Raw genomic sequence first — 21,543 nt, 5'->3', positions numbered from 1 at the left:
CGACGCCGAACGAGGAGCCGACGATGCTCACCCACTACCTCGAACTCGCGCTGCGCAGCTTCGGCCGCAGCAAGGCACTGACCGCGTTGATGGTGCTGGCGATCGCGCTGGGCATCGGCGCGTGCATGACCACGCTGACCGTCTACCACGTGCTCTCAGGCGACCCCATCCCGGCCAAGAGCGGCAAGCTCTTCTACGTGCAGATGGACGCGCAGACCAAGGGCGACTACACGCCCGGTGCCGAGCCGGACGAGCAGCTCACGCGCCTCGACGGCGAGACCCTGCTGCGCGAGCGCCGCGCGCGCCGCCAGGTGCTGATGGCCGGGGGCGAGGGCGCAGTGCAGGCGCTCGACGGCGCCTCGGCTGCGTTGGCGCCGATGCACGCCGACCTGCGCTACGCGAGCGCGGACTTCTTCCCGATGTTCGACGCGCCGCTGCGCTACGGCCAGGGCTGGAGCGCGGCCGAGGACGAGGCGCTTGCCCGCGTCGCGGTGATCTCGAGCGAGCTCAACGAGAAGCTGTTCGGCGGCGCCGACAGCGTGGGCCGCTCGCTGCGCGTGGGCGGCCACGAGCTGCGCATCGTCGGCGTGCTGGCACCGTGGCGGCCGGTGCCGCGCTTCTACGACGTGATCACCAAGGGCAACTTCAGCCAGGTGGAGCTGGTGTTCGTGCCGTTCTCCACCTCGCGCGACCTGGCGCTGCCGCGCTCGGGCTCGATGAGCTGCTGGTCCGACACGCAAGGCGACCCCTCGGCGCTGAACGCGCCGTGCAGCTGGGTGCAGTACTGGGTCGAGCTCGACGGCGCCGCCGAGCAGCGCGCATTCCGCGACTATCTGAACGCCTACGTCGAGCGCCAGCGCCAGGCCGGGCGCATGGAGCGCCCCGACAACGTGCGGCTGCGCTCGGTGATTGAATGGCTCGACCACAAGAAGGTCGTGCCCAACGACGTGAAGCTGCAGGTCTGGCTGGCGCTCGGCTTCCTCGCCGTGTGCCTCGTCAACACCGTCGGCCTGTTGCTGGCCAAGTCGATGCGCCGCGCCGGCGAGATCGGCATCCGCCGCGCGCTCGGCGCGTCGCGGCGCCAGGTGTTCGTCCAGTTCCTCGTCGAGGCCGGCGTGATCGGCCTGGCCGGCGGCGTGCTCGGCCTGGGGCTCGCGCTGCTGGGCCTGTGGGGCGTGCGGCAGATGCCGACCAGCGCCGCCCGGCTCGCGCAGCTCGACGCCGAGATGCTGGTGCTGACCTTCGTGCTGGCGCTGGCCGCCAGCCTCGTGGCCGGGCTGCTGCCGGCCTGGCGCGCCTGCGGCATTGCGCCGGCGCTGCAGCTCAAGTCGCAGTGAGCGCAGGAGAGACGACGATGGACATCCGCCCGATCCTCACCACCTTGCGCCGCCACAAGACGGCAGCGGCGCTGATCGTGCTCGAGGTCGCGCTGACCTGCGCGATCCTGTGCAACGCGATGGACCTCATCGCGAACCGCCTGGTGCGCATGCAGCGCACCACCGGCATGGCCGAGAGCGAGCTGGTGATGGTCAACATCACCGGCGTCGGCACCGATGCCAATGCCGACGCGCTGACGCGCTCCGATCTCGTGGCGCTGCGCGGCCTGCCCGGCGTGCGCGGCGTCACCATCACCAACCAGCTGCCCTATGGCGGCTCGTCGTGGAACACCGGCGTCACGCTGGCGCCCGACCAGGAGCGCTCGTCGCTGGTGGCCTCGATGTACCTGGCCGGCGAGGACTTCCTCGCCACCACCGGCATCCGGCTCGCCGAGGGGCGCGACTTCCAGCCCGGCGAGTACATCGACTTCACCGACAACAACGCGGGCCGCGCCGATCCGACGGTGATCCTGGTCAACCGTCCGATGGCACAGAAGCTGTTTCCCGACGGCTCGGCGCTGGGCCGCACGATCTACCTGTCGAAGACGCCGGTGAAGGTGATCGGCGTGATCGAGCGCCTGGTCTCGGTGCGCGAGATCCGCGAGGACGCGCCGGCCATGGTGCTGCCGGTGCGCATGGCCTACAGCCCGGGCGGGCGCTACCTGCTGCGCACCGACACCGCGCAGCGCGACGCCGTGCTGCGCGCCGCCGTCGACACGCTGCAGCGCAACGGCCCCAACCGCGTGCTGCTCGAGCGCCGCACGTTCGAGGAGATGAAGAACCGCTTCTTCGAAGGCGACCGCGCGATGGCCAGGCTGCTGGTGGCGGTGTGCGTCGCGCTGCTGGTGGTGACGGCGCTGGGCATCGTCGGCCTGGCCAGCTTCTGGGTGCAGCAGCGCACGCGCATGATCGGCATCCGTCGCGCACTGGGCGCCACGCGGCGGCAGATCCTGCACTACTTCCAGCTCGAGAACTTCCTGCTCACGTCGGTAGGCGTCGCGCTCGGCGTGGCCGGCGCCTACGCGGCCAACCTTGGCCTGATGCGCCATGCCGAGCTGACGCGCCTGCCGTTCGCCTACGTCGCCGGCGGTGCGGTGATCCTGTGGCTGCTCGGCCAGCTCGCGGTGCTGGGGCCGGCGCTGCGCGCGGCCGCGGTGCCGCCGGTGGTGGCCACGCGCGGCTGACCAGCCCGTAGCATCGGGGCCGATGCATACCGCCCTCGTCATCGACGACAAGCCCTCGGTCGGCGAAGCGCTGTCGCTGCTGCTGTCGCTGCGCGGCATTCGCACCGTGGTCGCCGCCGGGCCCGACGAGGGCCTGGCCGCGCTCGCGCGCGAACCGATCGACCTGGTGATCCAGGACATGAATTTCAGCGCCGACACCACCTCGGGCGACGAGGGCGCGGCGCTGTTTCGCGCGATCCGCGAACGCCACCCCGATCTGCCGGTGATCCTCCTGACCGGCTGGACGAGGCTGGAAAGCGCGGTGCAGCTGGTCAAGGCCGGCGCGGCCGACTACCTCGCCAAGCCCTGGGACGACGCCAAGCTGCTCGCCACCGTCGAGAACCTGCTCGAGCTCGGCGAGGCCTCGCGCGAGGCAGCGCAGGCGCGCCGGCAACTGCGCGCGCGGCGCGCGGCGCTCGCGCAGCGCTACGCGCTCGAGGGCCTGGTGTTCGCGTCGGAGGCGATGACGCAGGCGCTCGAGCTCGCGTGCCAGGTCGCGCGCGCCGAGGTGCCGGTGCTGATCACCGGGCCCAACGGCGCCGGCAAGGAGCGCATCGCGCAGCTCGTGCATCGCAACTCCGACGTGCGGCGCGGCCCCTTCGTCGCGGTCAACTGCGGGGCGCTGCCGGCCGAGTTGATCGAGGCCGAGCTCTTCGGCGCCGACAGCGGCGCCTACACCGGCGCGCAGCGTGCGCGCGAAGGCCGCTTCGAGGCGGCCGACGGCGGCACGCTGTTCCTCGACGAGATCGGCAACCTGCCGCTGGCCGGCCAGGTCAAGCTGCTGCGCGTGCTGGAGACCGGCCGCTTCGAGCGCCTCGGCTCGAGCCGCACCCAGCAGGTGAAGGTGCGCGTCGTCAGCGCGACCAATGCCGACCTGAAGGCCATGGTCGAGCGCGGCACGTTCCGCGAAGACCTGTACTACCGCCTCAACGTCATCGAGGTGCGCCTGCCGCCGCTGGCAGAGCGCCGCGACGACGTGCTGCCGCTGGCCGAGCACTTCCTCGCCGGCCGCGCGACGCTCGACGAGCCGGCGCGCGCGGCGCTCGTCGACTGCGCCTGGCCCGGCAACGTGCGGCAGCTGAAGAACGCGATCGAGCGCGCGGTGCTGCTGGCCGTGAACGGGCGCATCGGCGTCGAGCAGCTCGGCTTGCCGCCGTCGCCGCCGGCGCTCGCGCGCAACCTCGACGAGCCCAGCCGCGAGGCGGTGGTCGCCGCGCTCGCGCGTGCCGACGGCGTGGTCGCGCGCGCGGCGCAGTCGCTCGGTCTGTCGCGCCAGGCCTTGTACCGTCGCATGGAGCGCTACGGGCTCGGCGCGACGGACGCATGACCAAGGGCACGCAGGCCTCGCGCGCCTGGCTGCCGGCGCAGCGCCTGCCGGTCGCGCTGGCGGCGCTGTTCCTGGCCTTCGCGCTGGCCGGCGCGGCCCTGCATCTCGGGCTCACGCGCTGGCCGTTGCCGCAGCTGCTGGCTGCGCTCGATGCCGCGCTGGGCCTCGGCTGGCGCGCTCCCGCCGAAGGCAGCGCCACGGCCTGGGCGCTGACCTTCGCGCTCGCGGTGCCGCTGGCCTGGCTGCTGGCGCTGCGGGTTGCGGCGCCGTGGCGCCGGCTGCTGCGCGCGCTGCAGGGCGCGGTGCTGAGCTACCGAGACGGCGACTTCAGCACCTCGATCGCGGTGCATGGCCAGGGCGAGTTCGCCGAGCTCACGCGCGTGCACAACGAGCTCGGCGAGGCGCTTGCCGCGCAACGTCGCCAGCTCGCGCAGCGCGAGCTGCTGCTCGACACCGTGGTCCAGCACACGCCGGTCGCGCTGGTGCTGGTCGACGCGGCCGACGCGCAACAGCGCGTCGCCTACGCCAATCTCGCCGCGCGCCAGCTGCTGCACGAGGGGCGCAGCCTCGACGGCCTGCCGTTCGAGCCCTTGCTCGCGAAGGCCGGCCCCGAGCTGCGCCAGGCCGTGGCCAGCGGCCAGGACGCCTTGTTCGAGGTCGCCGAGGGCGGCGGCGAGGAGCGCTTCCACCTGCTGGTGCGCGACGTGCAGCTGCAAGGCCGCGCGCACCGGCTGTTGCTGCTGCGGCGCATGACGCGCGAGCTCTCGCGCCAGGAGGTGGCGAGCTGGAAGCGCGTGATCCGCGTCATCAGTCACGAGCTCAACAACTCGCTCGCGCCGATCTCGTCGCTCGCGCACAGCGGCGCCGAGCTCGCGCGGCGCGGCGACGTCGCGCGCCTGGCCGAGGTGTTTGCCGGCATCGGCGAGCGCGCACGCCACCTGCACGGCTTCCTCGAAGGCTATGCGCGCTTCGCACGGCTGCCGGCGCCGCGGCCGGCGCCCGTTGCGTGGCCGGACTTCGTCGAGCGGCTGGCGATGCATGCGCGCTTCGCGCTCGACGGCGCGCTGCCCGACGAGCCGGCGCTGCTCGACGCCGGGCAGATCGAGCAGGCGCTGATCAATCTGCTGAAGAACGCGCACGAGGCCGGCGGCGAGCCCGGCGCGGTGACGCTGTCGATCGGGCGCGCCGGCGAGCACTGGCGCCTCGAGGTGGCCGACCGCGGGTCGGGCATGAGCGACTCGGTGCTCGCGCAGGCATTGCTGCCGTTCTACTCGACCAAGCGCGACGGCAGCGGCCTGGGCCTGGCGCTCGCGCGCGAGATCGCCGAGGCCCACGGCGGGCGCATCGTGCTCGCGCGCCGCGAAGGCGGCGGCATGTGCGTGGCCTTGGAGCTGCCGCGGGTGCCGCCGCCCGGCGCGGGCTGAGCGCAGGCTCGGGCACGGCGATTGCCGTGGCGCGAAGGGCATGAAAGCCCTCAATGCGCAGACCTCGCTCAAGGTCCTCACCGTGAACACCCACAAGGGGTTCACCTTCTTCAATCGCCGGTTCATCCTGCACGAACTGCGCGAGGCGGTGCGCGCGGTCTCGGCCGACGTGGTGTTCCTGCAGGAGGTGCTGGGCATGCATGCGCTGCATGCCGGGCGCTTCGCGAACTGGACGCCGCTGCCGCACTACGAGTTCCTGGCCGACTCGATGTGGCCCGAGTTCGCCTATGGCCGCAACGCGGTCTATCCGCACGGTCACCACGGCAACGCGCTGCTGTCCAAGTTCCCGATCCTGCAGCACCGCAATCTCGACGTCTCGACCGGCGGGCGCGAGCCGCGCGGCCTGCTGCACTGCGTGCTGAGGCTGCCCCTGCAGTCGCTCGAGGTGCATGCGATCTGCGTGCACCTGGGCCTGCGCGAAAGCCAGCGCCGCCGCCAGATCGAGCTGTTGTGCCAGATGGTCGAAAAGGACGTGCCGGCGGGCGCGCCGCTGATCGTCGCCGGCGACTTCAACGACTGGCGCCGGCGCGCCCACCGCGTGCTGGAGCAGTGCGCCGGCTTGCGCGAGGTGTTCGTGCACACCCACGGACGTGCGCAGCGCACCTTCCCGGCGCGCCTGCCGATGCTGCAGCTCGATCGCATCTACGTGCGCAACGCGCGCGTGCACGCGCCGGTCGCCTTGCCGGCGCGGCCGTGGTCGCATCTGTCGGACCACGCGCCGCTGGCCGCGGAGATCCTCCTGTGAAGGCCCCCGTGCGCCACGGCAACCGCGTCACGCTGCTCGAGAACGGCGAGGAGTTCTTCCCGGCCGTCTTCGGCGCGATCGACGCCGCGCGCCGCGACGTCGTCATCGAGACCTTCATCCTGTTCGAGGACAAGGTCGGCCTCGCGCTGCGCGACACGCTGGTGCGCGCGGCCCGGCGCGGGGTGGAGGTCGACCTGCTGGTCGACGGCTTCGGCTCGGCCGACCTGAGCGCGGCTTTCGTCGACTCGCTGGTCAGTGCCGGCGTGCGCTATCGCGTCTTTGCGCCGGGCAGCCGCTGGCTCGGCTTTCGCGTCAACCTGCTGCGCCGCATGCACCGCAAGCTCGCGGTCATCGACGGCGAGCGCGCCTTCGTCGGCGGCATCAACTACTCGGCCGACCACCTGGGCGACTACGGCCCCGAGGCCAAGCAGGACTATTCGGTCGAGGTGCGCGGGCCGCTGGTGGCTGACATCCACCGCTTCGTGCGGGCGGTGGCCGAGGCCGACCACGGCGGGCGCCACCGCCTGCCACCGGCGCCGGCGCCTGCGCCGGCGGGCTCGGCGCAGGCCTTGTTCGTCACGCGCGACAACCACCGGCACCGTACCGACATCGAACGCCACTACCGCCTCGCGATCCGCGCGGCGCGGCGCGAGGTGCTGATCGCAAACGCCTACTTCTTTCCCGGCTGGCGGCTGCTGCAGGAGATGCGCCGCGCCGCGCGCCGCGGCGTGCGCGTGCGGCTGGTGCTGCAAGGCGAGCCCGACATGGCGATCGTCAAGGCGGCGGCCGCGCTGCTCTATGAGCACCTGCTGCATGCCGGCGTCGAGGTCTACGAGTACTGCGAGCGGCCGATGCACGGCAAGGTGGCCCAGGTCGACGACATCTGGGCCACGGTGGGCTCGAGCAATCTCGATCCGCTCAGCCTGTCGCTGAACCTGGAGGCCAACGTCGTCGTGCGCGATGCCGAGTTCGCGCTCGCGCTGCGTACGCGGCTCGAGCGGCTGCTCCAGCGGCACTGCAGGCCGGTCGAGCGCCATGGCCGCGCGCCGGGGCTGTGGGCGCTTGCGCGCAGCGTGATCGTGTTCCATTTCCTGCGCCGCTTCCCGGCGTGGGCCGCAGCATTGCCGCCTCATGAGCCGTTCGTCGCGGTACCCGAGCGCGCCTCGCATTCCTGACGAGCCAGCGGGCGGCGGGCGGCGCCGGCTCGGCCCACGCGCGCGCCGCGCCTTGCTGGCCGGCTTTCTCGTGCTGGTCGGCGTGCTGCTGGTGCTGCTGGCGCGCGATCTCGACTGGGCCGAGGTCGGTGCGGCGCTCGCGCGCCTGTCGCCCGGCATGCTGGCGGCCGCGGCACTGCTGACGGCGGCCAGCCACGGGCTGTACGCGCACTACGACCTGCTCGGGCGCCACTACACCGGCCACGCGCTGCCTCGTGCGCGCGTGGTCGCGGTGACCTTCGTCAGCTATGCGTTCAACCTGAACCTGGGCGCGCTGGTCGGCGGCATCGCGTTCCGGCTGCGGCTCTATTCGCGGCTGGGCCTCGCACCCGGCACGATCGCGCGCGTGCTGAGCCTGAGCCTGGCGACCAACTGGCTGGGCTACCTGCTGCTGGCCGGCTCGATGTTCGCGCTGCGGCCGCTGGCGCTGCCGCCGTCGTGGCGCATCGACGCCGCCGGCCTGCGCTGGCTGGGCGCGGCGATGGTCGCCGCGGCGCTGGGCTACTGGGCGATGTGCGCGTTCGCGAAGCGGCGCGACTGGGCCTGGCGCGGCCACGCCTTCCATCTGCCGTCGGCGCGCACCGCCGCGCTGCAGCTGATGCTGTCGACGCTGAACTGGGCGCTGATCGGCGGCGTGCTGTACGTGCTGTTCGGCCAGCGCATCGACTACCCGAGCGTGCTGTCGGTGCTGTGCATCGCCGCGGTGGCGGGCGTGCTGGCGCACGTGCCGGCCGGCCTGGGCGTGCTTGAGGCGGTGTTCGCCAGCCTGCTGTCGCACCGCGTGCCGGCGGCCGAGGTGGTCGGCGTGCTGCTGGCCTACCGGGCGCTGTACTACCTGGCGCCGCTGGTGCTGGCGCTGGGCGTCTACGCCCGCATCGAGCAGCTGGCGCGGCGCGAGCTACGTCAGCAAACGTGACCGAGCGGCCAAGCGTGATTTCCGTGGCATGGGTGCTGCCCTCGGCGCACCAGAATGCGGTTGATCGAGATGACTGCCATGCCCGCCACCGTCCTGCCCGTCAAGACCGCCCTCGGCCGCGAAGAGCTGCGCCGCCGTTCGCACGGCCTGAGCCAGCGCCACCGCACGGTGCTGCTGCTGGTCGACGGCGCGCGGCCGCTGAGCGTCGTGCTGAGCCTGGCGCAGAAGGCCGGCGCGAGCGTGCAGCACTTCGAGGAACTGGTGCGCCTGGGCCTCGTGGAGCTGCCGCAGGTGCCGACGCTGACGGCGGAGCCCGAATCCGAGTCGCTGTTCGAATCGACGGGCGGCGACACGACCTCGGGTTCGAATGCCGAGGCCGATCTCGACGTCGTGCCCGAGGCGGCGGTCGAGCCGGCGGTCGCGGCGAGCGAACCGGTCGAGGCGGTCGAGGTGCAGGCGCCGCCCGAACCCACGATCGAAGCCGCGCCGGCGGCCCTGCCCGAACCGGCGGCGGCGCCCGCGGCAATGGTCTCGGGCGCCGTCGAACCGCTGCCGGTGCGGCGCGCGCTGCCGGCCGACATCGAGCTGCCGGTGCTCGAACCCGGCGCCGAGCCGATGCCACACGTCGAGATCGATCTGGCGCCGCCGCCGCTCGAAGCGCGCCGGCCCGAGGCCCGCGCGCCGCGCCTGGTCGGCGAGGAGCTCATCGTGCACGAGGTGCGCGAGCTGCTGCTGGCCGCGATCGAGGCCATGCCGCCGCGGCATCGCCTGCACAAGCGCCTGCACAAGGCCGCGACCATCAACGATCTGGTCGACGTGATCGAGATGATCGAGCGCCTGGTGCGCCGCCAGGGCGGCGCGAGCGCCAACGGCAAGCTGATGTCGGACATGCTGTTCGCGCGCGACATGCTGGGCCTGGGCAACACGCGCTTCGTCGAGACCGAGGCCTACGACGGCGCGCGGCAACGCTAGGGCTGCAGCCAGCGCGCGCCGTGGGCGTCGAAACGTGCGCGGCGATGGCCGTCGCGGTGCAGCTCGAGCCAGTCGACCGACAGCACCTGTGCGCCGATCAGCGCGAAATGCGTGCGCTCGACCGAGGTCGGCGCGGCTTGCGGCTGGCGCGCCGGATCGTCGGGCAGCGCCACGCCCGGCGCCAGCGGCGCGAGGTAGTCGCGTGCCGAAGGGCGACTGCGCAGCTGCGCCCAGCGCGAGGTCACGTCGAGGCCCTCGCTCCTGACCTCGCAGATCAGCCGCAGCCGCAGCTGCCAGCCCAGCTGCGGCGACCAGCACACGAGCATCGCGCGCGCATCGGCGTCGAGCTGCCGGTGCTTGGCCGAACGCGCGTCGGTGTAGATGAACAGCTGCCGCCGTTCGGGGTCGACCTCGCGCAGCACGACCGTGCGCGCGTCGGGACCATCGTGCGCGTCGTGCGTTGCCAGCACGCAGCTGTGCCAGCCGTGCTCGCGGTCGTGCGCGGCCATCATCAGCTCGCGCCACAAGGCGGCCTCTAGCGGGCCGAGCGATTCGAAGCGTGTCTCCACTTGGTGACCGTAGCGCAGCGGTCGGCCCCGCGCTTTGCGCTAGGTCAGCCCGCGCCGCGCGAGGCCGAACCGGTTCACGCTTCCCGGCGCAGCGCCGGGAAGAGGATCACGTCGCGGATGTTGGGCGAGTCGGTCAGCAGCATGATCAGCCGGTCGATGCCGATGCCGCAGCCGCCGGCCGGCGGCATGCCGTACTCGAGCGCGCGCACGTAGTCGGCGTCGTAGAACATCGCCTCCTCGTCGCCGGCGTCCTTGGCCGCCACCTGCGCGAGGAAGCGCGCGGCCTGGTCCTCCGGGTCGTTGAGCTCGGAGAAGCCGTTGGCCAGCTCGCGGCCGCAGACGAAGAGTTCGAAGCGCTCGGTGATCGACGCGTCGGTGTCCGAGGCGCGCGCCAGCGGGCTCACCTCGGCCGGGTAGTCGATGATGAAGGTCGGCTGCCATAGCTGCTCCTCGACCTTGGCCTCGAACATCGCGAACTGCAGCTGCGCCAGGCCGGCGCGCGGGCTGCCGAGCGGGGCCGGCTCCTCGCCGAGTGCAACGAGCTTGGCGTGCAGCGCCGGGGCCGAGTCGGCCTCGGCTTCGGTCAGGCCGGCGTACTTGACCAGGCTGTCGCGCATCGAGACGCGCGCGAACGGGCTTTCGAGATCCACTTCGCGGCCCTGGTAGTGCAGCCGCGCGCTGCCGGCGGCCTTGCGCGCGGTGCAGCGAATCACGGCCTCGGTGTAGTCCATGATGTCGCGGTGGTCCCAGTAGGCCGCGTAGAACTCCATCATCGTGAACTCGGGGTTGTGGCGGACCGAGATCCCCTCGTTGCGGAAGTTGCGGTTGATCTCGAACACGCGCTCGAAGCCGCCGACCACCAGGCGCTTGAGGTAGAGCTCGGGCGCGATGCGCAGGAACATCTGCTGGTCCAGCGCGTTGTGGTGCGTGACGAAGGGCTTGGCGTTCGCGCCGCCGGGGATGGGATGCAGCATCGGCGTTTCCACTTCGAGGAAGCCGTGCTCGACCATGTACTGGCGGATCGACGAGATGGCCTTGCTGCGCGCCGCGAAGCGCTCGCGCGAGGCCGGGTCGGCAATGAGGTCGACGTAGCGCTGGCGGTACTTCTGCTCCTGGTCGGTCATGCCGTGGAACTTGTCCGGCAGCGGACGCAGGCTCTTGGCGACGAGGCGGATCGAGCTGACCTGGATCGTCAGCTCGCCGGTCTTGGTCTTGAACAGCGTGCCCTCGCAGCCGAGGATGTCGCCGAGGTCCCACTTCTTGAACGCGGCCAGCGTCTCGGGCCCGACCATGTCCTGCTTGACGTAGATCTGGATGCGGCCCGATGCGTCCTGCAGCGTCGCGAAGCAGGCCTTGCCCATCTCGCGCTTGAGCATCATGCGCCCGCCGATGCAGGCCGTGACCGGCTGCGCCTCGAGCTCTTCGTTGCTCTTGGCCTCGTGGGCGCGGTGCAGCGCGAGCGCATGGTCGCGCGGCTTGAAGTCGTTGGGATAGGCAATGCCCTGCGCGCGCAGCGCGGCGAGTTTCTCGCGGCGTTCGGCGATCAGCTGGTTCTCGTCGGCGGCATGCGCGGCGGTGTGCGGCGCGGTCGGCTGCTGGCTCATGGAGGCTTTCGAAGGGCACCGGCGAGGAAGGGGCGCGCCGGGCATGGAAACCCGCGATTTTAGGGACCCTGGGCTCCCTCGCCCCGCTGGCGGGGAGAGGGTGGGGGTGAGGGGTTCGGCCCGGCCCTCACCCCGGCCCTCCCACGGAGGCTGGGAGAGGGAGCAGGTCATCGACAATGCGCCGCCCATGAGTTCACAGCCGTCCCAACGCCCCTTGCTGTCCGGTGCCGCGCTCAACCTGGGCGCCAAGCTGCTCGCGGTGGGCCTCGGGCTGGCGATCCTGGTCGCGGTGGCGCGGCTGGGGCCCGCGGTGCAGGGTGCCTTCGCGCTGTTCGTCGCGGTGGAGTCGGCGCTGGTCACGCTGGGCTCCGGCCTCGGGCTGCTGCTGGCGCGCGAGGTCTCGCAGCGGCGTGGCGCGCTGCCGGCCGGGCGCGCGCGGCGGCTGCTGGGAGCGGCCGTCCTGTTCGGCATCGTCGCCGCGGCGGTGCTGGCGGCGTGGGCGGTGGTGGCGCAGGCCGATCCGTACCGCCACCTGTGGCTGCTCGCGCTCGTGGCTCCGCTGACGCTGATGGTGCCCACGGCCACCGGGCTGTGGATGGGCCAAGGCCGGCTGCTGGCGCTGAACCTGCCGCTGGTGGCGGCGCCGGCCGTGGTGCTGGCCGTGCTGCTCGCGGCCGCGACGCTGCACTCGAGCACGGTGGTCCTGGTGCTGGCGGCCTGGGCTGCCGGCAAGGCCGCGGTGGGCTTGGCCGCCGGTGCCGTCGCGTGGTGCGAGGACCGTGCCGGCCCGGCCGAACCGGCGCCGACCGCGCCGCGCGAGGCCTGGCGCTTCGTTGCGGTGATCGCCGTCACCAACCTCGTGAGCCTGGCCAACTACCGCGCGACGCTGTTTCTCGTCGAGCGGCTGCGCGGCTTGAGCGAAGCGGGCGTCTACTCGGTCGCGGTGCAGGTGGCCGAGCTGCTGTGGCTGCTGTCGTCGGCGGTCACGGTGGCGGCCTACCACCGCATCGGCAGCCCCGACGCGCGCGAGGCCGCGGCGCTGACGCTGCGCGCGGTGCGCATCAACCTGGGCGCGACGCTGGCGGCCGCGCCGCTGCTGGCGCTGCTGGCCTGGGCGCTGCTGCCGGCCGTGCTCGGCGCGGCCTATGCCGGCGCGATCGTGCCGCTGGTGCTGCTGCTGCCGGGCGTTGCCGGCTACGCGGCGGCCTCCAGCCTGTCGGCCTACTACACCAACCATCGCGGACGCCCGCAGTGGTCGGCCGGCATCGCCGGGCTGTCGCTGGCGATCACGCTGGCGGTCGCCGCGCTGGCGGTGCCGCGCCTGGGCGCGCCGGGCGCGGCGCTGGCGACGAGCGCCGGCTACCTGCTGGCGATCGCCGTCGCGCTGCGCCTCTTCCTGCGAGACGCCGGCCTGCCGGCCGCGGCGCTGTGGCGGGGGCTGCCCGAGCGCGCGGCTGCCGGTGAGAATGAGCGCCCCGCCTCGACGTCACGCTGAACGCCTTGCTGCGCAATCTGCTCGCCCCCCTGCGCCGCTGCCACGCCTGGCTGGCCGCGCCGCGCATGCTCTACGGCTGCCGCGCCGCTGACGGCCGCTGGCTCGCGCACACGCGCGTGAGCACCGGCACCGCGATCGAATCGCCGCACAAGCTGGTGCTCGGCGACCACGTCTTCATCGGCCACCACAACTTCATCGACGCTTCGGGCGGCCTGGACATCGGCGATGGCGTGCAGATCACCAACCACGTCTCGGTGCTGACGCATTCCAGCCACCGCGCGCTGCGCCTGGAGCGCGAGCGCTACTTCGGCCACCCGAGCCCGGCCGGCTACGAGCACGCGGCCACGGCGATCGGCGCCTGGAGCTTCATCGGCCCGCATAGCACGATCGCGCCCGGCAGCCGGATCGGCGTCGGCGTGCTGGTGCGCGCCTACAGCTACGTGCGCGGCGAGGTGCCGGACTTCGCGATTGTCGAGGGCCAGCCGGCGCGCGTGGTCGGCGACGTGCGCGAGGGCGACCGCGCATGGATCGAGCGCCAGGGCGAGACGGCTTTCGGTGCGGCGCAGCGCGATGCCTACGAGGCGTGGGTGAGAAAGGTCATCGAGCAGGCGGGGAACGCATGACAGCCACCGACACCTCTCGGCGCATCCTGTTTTTCGCCGACGCCAGCAACATCCACACGCGCCGCTGGGTGCAGGCCATGGCCGAGCGCCAGTTCGAGTGCTACGTCGTCACCCGCCGCCCCGGCACGATCGCCGGGTCCAAGGAGGTGATCGCGCTGCACGAGGGCGACAGCGCGCTCGGCTGGTTCCGCGCGATTCCGCAGGTGCGCGCGCTCGCGCGCCGCATCCGGCCGCACTGGGTGCACGGCCACTACGTCACCTCCTACGGTCTGTGGGCCGCGGCCTGCGGCTATCCGGTGCCCAAGGTGCTCACCGCGTGGGGCTCGGACATCCTCGTCACGCCGCGCGAACCGGGCCTGCGCGGCAGCTTCATGAGCGGTCTGGTCGGCTGGAGCCTGCGCCAGGCGCAGCTCGTGACGGCCGACTCGGCCGACGTGATCGAGGCGATCCGCGGCTATGGCGTGCGCGCGCCCTGCCACGAGGTGCTGTGGGGCGCCGACACCGACCGCTTCCGCCCCGCTCGTGCGGCCAAGGCCGGCTTCGAGATCGTGAGCCTGCGCAACTGGGAACCGAACTACAACATCGACGTGATCCTGCGCGCCTTCGCGCGGCTGCGCCACGAGCGCCCCGAGGCGAATGCAGTGCTCACGCTGCTGGGCGGTGGGCCGCTCGACCGCGAGCTGCATTCGCTGGCGATCCAGCTCGAGCTCGGCGACGACGCGCTGCGCCTGATCGGCCGCACGGATGACGTGGGCATGGTCGAGGCGCTGCAGCGCGCGTCGGTGTCGGTCACGGTGCCGACGAGCGACGCCACCTCGGTCGCGATGCTGGAGTCGATGGCCTGCGGCGTCGCGGTGGTGGCGAGCGACCTGCCGGCCAACCGGCCCTGGGTCGACGCGGCCTGGCGCGTGCCGCCGCGCGACGACGCGGCGCTCGCGCGCGCGCTGATCCGCCTGTGCGACGACCGCGCTCAGGTGCGAACCCTGGGCGAGCGCAACCGCAGGCTGGTCGAGCAGAAGGGCTCGCGGCGCGGCCAGATGGACCGCATGGCGGTGCTGTACGAGTCGCTGTGGCTCCAGGCTCCCGCGCCAGGAGGAGCGACGACATGAATGCCCACGGCCAGCCGCGCCTGATCTCGATCATCGCGCCGTGCTTCAACGAGATCGCCCACCTCGACGCGTTCTGTGACGCGATCGCCGAGCAGGAGCTGCCCGATGGCTGGAGCTTCGAGGCGCTGATCGCCGACGGCCGCAGCACCGACGGCACGCGCAACCGGCTGCTCGCGCGCTGCGCCGAGGACACGCGCTTCCGGCTGATCGACAACCCGAAGCGCATCGTCTCGACCGGCCTGAACCGCTGCCTCGAGCAGGCGCGCGGCGCGCTGATCGCGCGCATGGACCTGCACACCAGCTACGAGAGCGACTACCTCGCGCAGTGCATCGCCGCGCTCGAGCGCACCGGCGCCGACAACGTCGGCGGGCCATGGAGGGCCGAGGGCGAGGGCGTCGTGCAGGAGGCGATCGCGGCGGCGTTCCAGTCGCGCTGGGTGATGGGCGGCGCGCGCTCGCGCGACCTCGAGTACGAGGGCCCGGTCGACACCGTCTACCTCGGCTGCTGGCCGCGCCGCACCTTCGAGCAGCACGGCGGCTTCGACGAGCAGCTGGTGCGCAACCAGGACGACGAGCACAACCTGCGCCTCGCGCGGGCCGGCGCGCGTGTGTGGCAAAGCCGCGAGATCGTCTCGAGCTACTGGCCGCGCGCGACGCTCGGCCAGCTGTTTCGCCAGCAGCTGCAGTACGGCTACTGGAAGCCCTTCGTGACGCGCAAGCACGGCCGGCCGGCATCGCTGCGCCAGCTGGTGCCGGGCGCCTTCGTCGCGCTGATGGCGCTGCTGCTGGTGCTGGGCTTGGTATCGCCCGCGGCGGCGCGGGGCTTCGCTTGGCTGGGCTGGCTGTACGCGTTCTACGCGCTCGGCGCCTCGGTCTCGATCGCGCGCAAGGCGGGCTGGGAACTGCTGCCGATGCTGCCGCTGGTGATCGTCACGACGCACGGCGGCTATGGGCTCGGGACGCTGCGCGGGTGGTTCGACGTGATCACGAAGCGCCGGCCGTCGGCGGGGTTTGGGGTGGTGACGCGGTGAGCGACGAGCTGCGGGCCCTGGCCGCGCGCTATGCGCGCCGCGACACGGCCGCCGGCGAAGGGCGCTACAGCCTCTTTAATGCCGCCGCGCAGCAGGCCCAGCAGGAGCGGCTGCGTGCCATGGTCTCGCTGTGGAGGGCGCACGGCTGGACCACGCTGGCCGGCCGCTCGATGCTCGAAGTCGGCTGCGGCGCCGGCGGCAACCTGCTGGACCTGATCCGGCTCGGCGCCGAGCCGGCGCGGCTGACCGGCGTGGAGCTGCTGCCCGAGCGTGCTGCGGCCGCACGGGCATCGCTGCCGGGCGCGGTGCGGGTGATCGAGGGCGACGCGCTCGCTGCCGACATCGCGCCGCTCAGTCAGCAGGCCGTGCTCGCCTTCACCGTGTTCTCGTCGCTGCTCGACGATGCTTTCCAGCAGCGCCTGGCCGAGGCGATGTGGCGCTGGGTCGCGCCGGGCGGCGGCGTGCTCTGGTACGACTTCGCGGTCGACAACCCGCGCAATCCGGACGTGCGGGGCGTGCCGATGCGGCGCGTGCGCGCACTGTTTCCCCAGGCGCGGTTCGACGTGCGGCGCGTGACGCTCGCGCCGCCGATCGCGCGGCGCTTACCGGCGGCGCTGCTGGGTGCCGCTTCGGCCTGCCTGTGGCCGTTGCGCACCCATCGCCTCGTGTGGGCCGTGAAGGCCTGAACGGCGTTCGTTCAGCCGACGACCGCGCCCACCGCGTCGATCACCACCTGCTCCTTGCCGAGCTTGCCGGCGAGGTCGGCGAACTCGCGGTGGCCCACCAGCACCAGCACGATGTCGGCACCGTCGAGGCCCGCCTCGAGGCTGACCAGACGGCCGGCTTCGAGCGTGCGCGGCAGCGACTTCACGTTGGGCTCGACGAAGCGAAGCTGGGCGCGCGTGCTGCGCACCAGGTGCTCGGCGATGTGCAGCGCGGGGCTTTCGCGCAGGTCGTCGATGTTGGGCTTGAAGGCGAGGCCGAGCACGGCGATGCGGGCGTCCGATTCGCTCTTGCCGCAGCGAGCAATGGCCTCGCGCACCTTCTCGAGCACCCACAACGGTTTGCCGTCATTGACCTCGCGGGCGGTGCGAATGAGACGTGCCTGTTCAGGCGTCTTGTCGACGATGAACCAGGGATCGACCGCGATGCAATGGCCGCCGACGCCGGCGCCGGGCTGCAGGATCTTCACGCGCGGATGGCGATTGGCCAGGCGGATGAGCTCCCACACATTGATGTCCAGACGGTCGCAGATGATCGACAGCTCGTTGGCGAAGGCGATGTTGACGTCACGGAACGAGTTCTCCGTGAGCTTGCACATCTCGGCCGTGCGCGCGTTGGTTACCAGCAGCTCGCCTTGCACAAAGATGCGGTACAGGTCCACCGCGCGCTGCGAGCAACGCGCGGTCAGCCCGCCGATGATGCGATCGTTGGCCACCAGTTCGCGCACCACCTGGCCGGGGAGCACGCGCTCGGGGCAGTAGGCGACGTTGACGTCGACCTGGCTGCCATCGGTGACGCCCTCGGTCGGGAAACGCAAGTCCGGGCGCGCTTCGGCCAGCCACTGCACCAGCAGTTCGGTCGTGCCCACCGGCGAAGTCGACTCCAGCACCACCAGGTTGCCCCGGCGCAGCACCGGCGCGATCGAGCGCGCGGCCGCCTCGACGAAGCTCACATCCGGCTCGTGGTCGCCCTTGAACGGCGTGGGCACGGCAATCAGGAAAGCATCAGCCGCCTCCGGCTTCGTCGTGGCGCGCAGGTGGCCCTCGTGCACGGCGCTGTGCACGATCATGTCCAGCTCGGGCTCGACGATGTGGATGCGCCCCTCGTTGATCGTGTCGACCGCGTGCTGGTTGATGTCCACGCCGATGACCTGGGTGCGCCGCGCGGCGAACATGGCCGCGGTGGGCAAGCCGATGTAGCCCAGGCCGATCATCGAGACGGTGGAGAACTTCTCGGGACTGTTCATGGAGAAAACTCGAGCAGGCAGTCGATCAGGAAAGACGGGTCAGCAGCGCATCGACGATGCGCTCGCAGGCATGGCCATCGCCGTAGGGGTTGTGGGCGAAGCTCATGCGCTCGTACTCGCTGCGGTCGTCGAGCAGCAGCGAGACGCCTTCGACGATCTTGGCCACGTCGGTGCCGACCAGGCGCACCGTGCCGGCATCGACCGCCTCGGGCCGCTCGGTGGTGTCGCGCATCACCAGCACCGGCTTGCCCAGGGAAGGCGCCTCTTCCTGCACGCCGCCGGAGTCGGTGAGGATCACCGTCGAGCGCGTCATCAGGTAGACGAAGGGCAGGTAGTCCAGCGGCTCGATCAGGTGCACGTTGGGAATGCCCGACAGCAGCCGGTTCACCGGCTCCTGCACGTTGGGGTTCAGGTGCACCGGGTAGACCAGGTCCATGTCCGGGTAGCGCTTGGCTAGCTGCGCAATGGCTTCGCAGATGCGCTCGAAGCCGTTGCCGAAGTTCTCGCGGCGGTGGCCGGTGATCAAGAGCAGCCGCGCGCCCTTGCGCAGATAGGGAAAGCGCGCGGCGAGCTGCGCCGAGAGGCTGCTCGAGGCCTCCAGCTTGGCGCGCACGGCCAGCAGCGCATCGATGACCGTGTTGCCGGTCACGACCACGTGGGCCGCCGGCACGCTCTCGCGCACCAGGTTCTCGCGCGAGGTGGGCGTGGGCGCGAAGTGCAGGCGCGCCAGCGCGCCGGTGAGCTTGCGGTTGGCCTCCTCGGGCCAGGGCGAGTAGAGGTTGCCGGTGCGCAGCCCCGCCTCGACGTGGCCGACCGGGATGCGCTGGTAGAACGCGGCCAGGGTGGCGGCAAAGGTGGTGGTGGTGTCGCCGTGCACGAGCACCACTTCGGGGCGCTCGGCCTCGTAGACGCGGCGGATCGACTGCAGGATCTCGCTGGTGATCGAGTACAGGTCCTGGCCCGGGCGCATGACGTTGAGGTCATGGTCGGGTCGGATCTCGAACAGCTCGAGCACCTGGTCGAGCATCTGGCGGTGCTGGGCGGTCACGCACACCCGGCCGTCGATGCCGGCCGTGGCCTCCAGGCGCTTGACCAGCGGCGCCATCTTGATGGCCTCCGGCCGCGTGCCGAAAACAGTCAATACCTTCATCTGCTCCCTTGCGTGCAGCCGTTGCCGGGATTGTGGCAAGCGACCGGCCGGCGACGCCCCTTGGCGCCCCCTTGGTTCCGGTGGGTCCGGCACCCTGGAATGCGTGAGGAGTTCTCGACGCCGCGCGCTGGCGCGGCTGCGGGCGTGGGCGTGAAACAATCCGGGATTGCGCCGCCGCGGCGGCGCCAGGATTCAGTGGAAACGGACGCGCTATGAAGATCACCGTCGTAGGGACCGGCTATGTCGGTCTGGTGACCGGGGCCTGCCTGGCCGAGATGGGCAACCACGTGCTGTGCCTCGATGTCGACCCGCGCAAGATCGAGACGCTGAAATCGGGCGGCATCCCGATCTACGAGCCCGGTCTCGAGGAAGTGGTGCGCCGCAACGCCGCCGGCGGGCGCCTGGAGTTCACGACCGACGTCGACCATGCGGTCGCCCACGGCACGCTGCAGTTTATCGCGGTCGGCACGCCGCCCGACGAGGACGGCTCGGCCGACCTGCAGTACGTGATCGCCGCCGCGCGCGCGATCGGCGAGCGCATGACGGACTACAAGGTCATCATCGACAAGAGCACCGTGCCCGTCGGCACCGCCGACAAGGTGCGCGCGGCGGTGGCCGAGGCGCTCGCCAGGCGCGGCGTGTCGATGGAGTTCTCGGTGGTCTCCAACCCCGAGTTCCTCAAGGAAGGTGCCGCAGTCAACGACTTCATGCGGCCCGACCGCGTGGTGATCGGCGCCGACGCCGGCGACCAGCGCGCCGTCTTCATGATGAAGGCGCTGTACGCGCCCTACCTGCGCAACCACGACCGCCTGCTGGTGATGGACATCCGCAGTGCCGAGTTCACCAAGTACGCGGCCAACGCGATGCTGGCCACGCGCATCAGCTTCATGAACGAGCTGTCGCGGCTGGCCGACGCGGTGGGCGCGGACATCGAGCACGTGCGCGTGGGCATCGGCAGCGATCCGCGCATCGGCACGCACTTCCTGTATGCCGGCACCGGCTACGGCGGTTCATGCTTCCCGAAGGACGTGAAGGCGCTGATCAAGAGCGCCTCCGAGGTCGGCCACAGGCTCGAGGTGCTGACGGCGGTCGAGTCGGCCAACGAGCGGCAAAAGCGCGTGCTCGAGGACAAGATCGTCGCGCGCCTGGGCAAGGATCTGTCGGGCAAGCGTTTCGCGCTGTGGGGCCTGGCCTTCAAGCCCGGCACCGACGACATGCGCGAAGCGCCCAGCCGCGTGCTGATCGCGGCGCTCGCCGCGCGCGGCGCCGAGATCGTCGCCTTCGACCCGGTCGCGATGAAGGAGGCACAGCGCGCGATGCCCGATCAGCCGGGCCTGCGCTACGCCGCATCGGCCGCCAAGGCGCTGCAGGGCGCCGACGCGCTGGTCATCGTGACCGAGTGGAAGGAGTTCCGCAGCCCGGACTTCGAAGGCATCAAGGCTGCGCTCAAGCAGCCGCTGGTGTTCGACGGCCGCAACCTGTTCGAGCCCGAGACCATGCAGGCCTTCGGCATCGAGTACCACGCGATCGGCCGGCCCTCGCTGCCGGTGGCCTCGAACGCATGAGCCAGGCGCTGCCCTTTCTGCCCTTCGCGCTGCCGGAGATCGGCGACGAGGAGATCGCCGAGGTCGTCGATGCGCTGAAGTCGGGCTGGGTCACCACCGGTCCGAAGGCGCGCCGCTTCGAGCAGGACTTTGCCGCCTTCCTCGGCGGCGAGCCGGGGCTGGAGGCGATTGCGGTGAACTCGGCGACCGCCGGCCTGCACCTCGCGCTCGAGGCGCTGGGCATCGGTCCGGGCGACGAGGTCATCACGACCACGCACACCTTCACCGCGACCGCCGAGGTCGCGCGCTACCTCGGCGCCGATGTGGTGCTGGTCGACATCGATCCGGCCACGCTCAACATCGACCCGGCGCAGGTGGAAGCGGCGATCACGCCGCGCACCAGGTGCATCGTTCCCGTGCACTATGCGGGGCTCGCGGCCGACATGGACGCGATCCTCTCGATCGCGCGGCGCCACGGCCTGAAGGTCGTGGAGGATGCCGCCCATGCGCTGCCGACCACGCATCGCGGCGCGCTCGTCGGCACGCTGCCAAGCGACGCCACGGTCTTCAGCTTCTACGCCAACAAGACCATCACCACCGGCGAGGGCGGCATGCTCGTCACGCGCGACGCGGCGCTCGCCCAGCGTGCCAAGGTGATGCGACTGCACGGCATCAACCGCGACGCCTTCGACCGCTTCACCGCCAAGGTTCCGAGTTGGTACTACGAGATCGTCGCGCCGGGCTTCAAGTACAACTTGACCGACATCGCGGCGGCGCTGGGCATCCATCAGCTCAAGCGCCTGCGCGGCTTCCAGGCGCGGCGCGAGCAGATCGCGCAGGCCTATGACGCGGCCTTCGCAGGGCTGCCGCTGATCGTGCCGCCGCGCGCGAAGGGCGACGACCAGCATGCCTGGCACCTTTACGTCGTGCGCCTGGCCGATGACGCGCCGCTCGATCGCGACGCCTTCATCGAGCGCCTGTTCGCGCTGGGCATCGGCGTCAGCGTGCACTACATCCCGCTGCACCTGCATCCCTACTGGCGCGAGCGCTACGGCCTCGACGCCGCGCGCTTTCCACACAGCCAGCGTGCCTACGAGCGCATGGTGAGCCTGCCGCTGTACACGAAGATGAGCGATGCCGACGTGCAGCGCGTGATCGACGCCGTGGGCCAGGCGCTGCGCGGCTGACGGCA

Annotated in this window: 19 protein-coding genes; 15 read left to right on the top strand and 4 right to left on the bottom strand. The window is 71.7% G+C overall.

From position 1 onward, the window contains the following. Positions 1-23 precede the first annotated feature (23 nt). The 8 genes from ACO2TI_RS08850 to ACO2TI_RS08815 all read left to right on the top strand — a co-directional run bounded on the left by ACO2TI_RS08850 (position 24) and on the right by ACO2TI_RS08815 (position 9,257). Positions 24-1,337 carry an ABC transporter permease gene (locus ACO2TI_RS08850; protein WP_423283661.1) on the top strand — a complete coding sequence of 438 codons (1,314 nt, stop codon included), beginning with the start codon at positions 24-26 and terminating at the stop codon, positions 1,335-1,337. Between the two features lie 17 nt (positions 1,338-1,354). Next, complete coding sequence (locus ACO2TI_RS08845) at positions 1,355-2,560, top strand: ABC transporter permease (protein ID WP_423283660.1); 1,206 nt, start codon at positions 1,355-1,357, stop codon at positions 2,558-2,560. Between the two features lie 22 nt (positions 2,561-2,582). Beyond that, complete coding sequence (locus ACO2TI_RS08840; RefSeq protein ID WP_423283659.1) at positions 2,583-3,926, top strand: sigma-54-dependent transcriptional regulator; 1,344 nt, start codon at positions 2,583-2,585, stop codon at positions 3,924-3,926. Next, entirely contained in the window at positions 3,923-5,350 is a 1,428-nt protein-coding gene (locus ACO2TI_RS08835) for a sensor histidine kinase (protein ID WP_423283657.1), read from the top strand. The genes ACO2TI_RS08840 and ACO2TI_RS08835 overlap by 4 nt, the downstream gene beginning before the upstream one ends. A gap of 40 nt (positions 5,351-5,390) precedes the next feature. Further along, positions 5,391-6,155 carry an endonuclease/exonuclease/phosphatase family protein gene (locus ACO2TI_RS08830; protein ID WP_423283656.1) on the top strand — a complete coding sequence of 255 codons (765 nt, stop codon included), beginning with the start codon at positions 5,391-5,393 and terminating at the stop codon, positions 6,153-6,155. Next, on the top strand, positions 6,152-7,330 hold the full coding sequence (clsB, locus tag ACO2TI_RS08825; RefSeq protein WP_423283654.1) for a cardiolipin synthase ClsB: 1,179 nt from the start codon (positions 6,152-6,154) through the stop codon (positions 7,328-7,330). Before ACO2TI_RS08830 ends, clsB begins: the two co-directional genes overlap by 4 nt. After that, positions 7,287-8,285, top strand: a complete 999-nt coding sequence (locus tag ACO2TI_RS08820; RefSeq protein ID WP_423283652.1) for a lysylphosphatidylglycerol synthase domain-containing protein — start codon at positions 7,287-7,289, stop codon at positions 8,283-8,285. The genes clsB and ACO2TI_RS08820 overlap by 44 nt, the downstream gene beginning before the upstream one ends. 78 nt (positions 8,286-8,363) lie before the next feature. Next, positions 8,364-9,257 carry a hypothetical protein gene (locus ACO2TI_RS08815; protein ID WP_423283651.1) on the top strand — a complete coding sequence of 298 codons (894 nt, stop codon included), beginning with the start codon at positions 8,364-8,366 and terminating at the stop codon, positions 9,255-9,257. Here ACO2TI_RS08815 and ACO2TI_RS08810 read toward each other — a convergent pair. Both ACO2TI_RS08810 and lysS read right to left on the bottom strand, forming a co-directional pair. Then, positions 9,254-9,826 carry a pyridoxamine 5'-phosphate oxidase family protein gene (locus tag ACO2TI_RS08810; RefSeq protein ID WP_423283650.1) on the bottom strand — a complete coding sequence of 191 codons (573 nt, stop codon included), beginning with the start codon at positions 9,824-9,826 and terminating at the stop codon, positions 9,254-9,256. The genes ACO2TI_RS08815 and ACO2TI_RS08810 overlap by 4 nt on opposite strands. Positions 9,827-9,900: 74 nt before the next feature. Continuing rightward, positions 9,901-11,430: a lysine--tRNA ligase gene (gene lysS, locus ACO2TI_RS08805; protein WP_423283649.1), complete on the bottom strand. Its 1,530-nt coding sequence runs from the start codon at positions 11,428-11,430 to the stop codon at positions 9,901-9,903. A gap of 187 nt (positions 11,431-11,617) precedes the next feature. Here lysS and ACO2TI_RS08800 point away from each other — a divergent pair, with 187 nt between their 5' ends. The 5 genes from ACO2TI_RS08800 to ACO2TI_RS08780 are packed head-to-tail and all read left to right on the top strand — an operon-like array spanning position 11,618 to position 16,374. Then, the gene (locus ACO2TI_RS08800; RefSeq protein WP_423283648.1) at positions 11,618-12,925 is read left to right on the top strand and encodes a lipopolysaccharide biosynthesis protein; all 1,308 of its coding nucleotides are present in this window, start codon (positions 11,618-11,620) and stop codon (positions 12,923-12,925) included. Between the two features lie 5 nt (positions 12,926-12,930). Continuing rightward, positions 12,931-13,548 (top strand): acyltransferase, encoded by a 618-nt coding sequence (locus ACO2TI_RS08795; protein ID WP_423283646.1) that lies wholly within the window; start codon positions 12,931-12,933, stop codon positions 13,546-13,548. Next, positions 13,545-14,657 (top strand): glycosyltransferase, encoded by a 1,113-nt coding sequence (locus tag ACO2TI_RS08790; protein WP_423283644.1) that lies wholly within the window; start codon positions 13,545-13,547, stop codon positions 14,655-14,657. The genes ACO2TI_RS08795 and ACO2TI_RS08790 overlap by 4 nt, the downstream gene beginning before the upstream one ends. Beyond that, on the top strand, positions 14,654-15,688 hold the full coding sequence (locus tag ACO2TI_RS08785) for a glycosyltransferase family 2 protein (RefSeq protein WP_423283643.1): 1,035 nt from the start codon (positions 14,654-14,656) through the stop codon (positions 15,686-15,688). The genes ACO2TI_RS08790 and ACO2TI_RS08785 overlap by 4 nt, the downstream gene beginning before the upstream one ends. Beyond that, entirely contained in the window at positions 15,685-16,374 is a 690-nt protein-coding gene (locus ACO2TI_RS08780) for a class I SAM-dependent methyltransferase (RefSeq protein ID WP_423283641.1), read from the top strand. Before ACO2TI_RS08785 ends, ACO2TI_RS08780 begins: the two co-directional genes overlap by 4 nt. 11 nt (positions 16,375-16,385) lie before the next feature. Here the strand turns inward: ACO2TI_RS08780 and wecC are convergent, their stop codons facing one another. Both wecC and wecB read right to left on the bottom strand, forming a co-directional pair. Beyond that, the gene (gene wecC, locus ACO2TI_RS08775; RefSeq protein ID WP_423283639.1) at positions 16,386-17,657 is read right to left on the bottom strand and encodes a UDP-N-acetyl-D-mannosamine dehydrogenase; all 1,272 of its coding nucleotides are present in this window, start codon (positions 17,655-17,657) and stop codon (positions 16,386-16,388) included. 25 nt (positions 17,658-17,682) lie between these two features. Next, complete coding sequence (gene wecB / locus ACO2TI_RS08770) at positions 17,683-18,807, bottom strand: non-hydrolyzing UDP-N-acetylglucosamine 2-epimerase (RefSeq protein ID WP_423283637.1); 1,125 nt, start codon at positions 18,805-18,807, stop codon at positions 17,683-17,685. A gap of 212 nt (positions 18,808-19,019) precedes the next feature. Here wecB and ACO2TI_RS08765 point away from each other — a divergent pair, with 212 nt between their 5' ends. Together ACO2TI_RS08765 and ACO2TI_RS08760 are read left to right on the top strand one after the other, a co-directional pair. Next, a complete protein-coding gene (locus tag ACO2TI_RS08765) occupies positions 19,020-20,372 on the top strand; it encodes a UDP-glucose dehydrogenase family protein (protein WP_423283635.1) in 1,353 nt (450 codons plus the stop codon). After that, positions 20,369-21,538, top strand: coding sequence for a DegT/DnrJ/EryC1/StrS family aminotransferase (locus tag ACO2TI_RS08760; RefSeq protein WP_423283633.1), 1,170 nt, complete (start codon positions 20,369-20,371; stop codon positions 21,536-21,538). The genes ACO2TI_RS08765 and ACO2TI_RS08760 overlap by 4 nt, the downstream gene beginning before the upstream one ends. Positions 21,539-21,543 lie beyond the last annotated feature (5 nt).

This window comes from Caldimonas sp. KR1-144 (assembly GCF_049446155.1).
GTDB lineage: Bacteria > Pseudomonadota > Gammaproteobacteria > Burkholderiales > Burkholderiaceae_C > Rivibacter.
The sequence above is the reverse complement of the archived record's forward strand: the minus strand, read 5'-3'. Positions and strand labels throughout refer to the sequence as shown.

Excerpts from the sequence above, each read along its gene's own strand:
- ACO2TI_RS08830 (WP_423283656.1), top strand. The coding sequence starts at position 5,391 with ATGAAAGCCCTCAATGCGCAGACCTCGCTCAAGGTCCTCACCGTGAAC.
- ACO2TI_RS08760 (WP_423283633.1), top strand. The coding sequence starts at position 20,369 with ATGAGCCAGGCGCTGCCCTTTCTGCCCTTCGCGCTGCCGGAGATCGGC.
- ACO2TI_RS08790 (WP_423283644.1), top strand. The coding sequence starts at position 13,545 with ATGACAGCCACCGACACCTCTCGGCGCATCCTGTTTTTCGCCGACGCC.
- ACO2TI_RS08765 (WP_423283635.1), top strand. The coding sequence starts at position 19,020 with ATGAAGATCACCGTCGTAGGGACCGGCTATGTCGGTCTGGTGACCGGG.
- ACO2TI_RS08850 (WP_423283661.1), top strand. The coding sequence starts at position 24 with ATGCTCACCCACTACCTCGAACTCGCGCTGCGCAGCTTCGGCCGCAGC.
- lysS (WP_423283649.1), bottom strand. The coding sequence starts at position 11,430 with ATGAGCCAGCAGCCGACCGCGCCGCACACCGCCGCGCATGCCGCCGAC.
- ACO2TI_RS08785 (WP_423283643.1), top strand. The coding sequence starts at position 14,654 with ATGAATGCCCACGGCCAGCCGCGCCTGATCTCGATCATCGCGCCGTGC.
- ACO2TI_RS08800 (WP_423283648.1), top strand. The coding sequence starts at position 11,618 with ATGAGTTCACAGCCGTCCCAACGCCCCTTGCTGTCCGGTGCCGCGCTC.
- ACO2TI_RS08840 (WP_423283659.1), top strand. The coding sequence starts at position 2,583 with ATGCATACCGCCCTCGTCATCGACGACAAGCCCTCGGTCGGCGAAGCG.
- wecC (WP_423283639.1), bottom strand. The coding sequence starts at position 17,657 with ATGAACAGTCCCGAGAAGTTCTCCACCGTCTCGATGATCGGCCTGGGC.
- ACO2TI_RS08835 (WP_423283657.1), top strand. The coding sequence starts at position 3,923 with ATGACCAAGGGCACGCAGGCCTCGCGCGCCTGGCTGCCGGCGCAGCGC.
- wecB (WP_423283637.1), bottom strand. The coding sequence starts at position 18,807 with ATGAAGGTATTGACTGTTTTCGGCACGCGGCCGGAGGCCATCAAGATG.
- ACO2TI_RS08815 (WP_423283651.1), top strand. The coding sequence starts at position 8,364 with ATGCCCGCCACCGTCCTGCCCGTCAAGACCGCCCTCGGCCGCGAAGAG.
- ACO2TI_RS08845 (WP_423283660.1), top strand. The coding sequence starts at position 1,355 with ATGGACATCCGCCCGATCCTCACCACCTTGCGCCGCCACAAGACGGCA.
- ACO2TI_RS08820 (WP_423283652.1), top strand. The coding sequence starts at position 7,287 with ATGAGCCGTTCGTCGCGGTACCCGAGCGCGCCTCGCATTCCTGACGAG.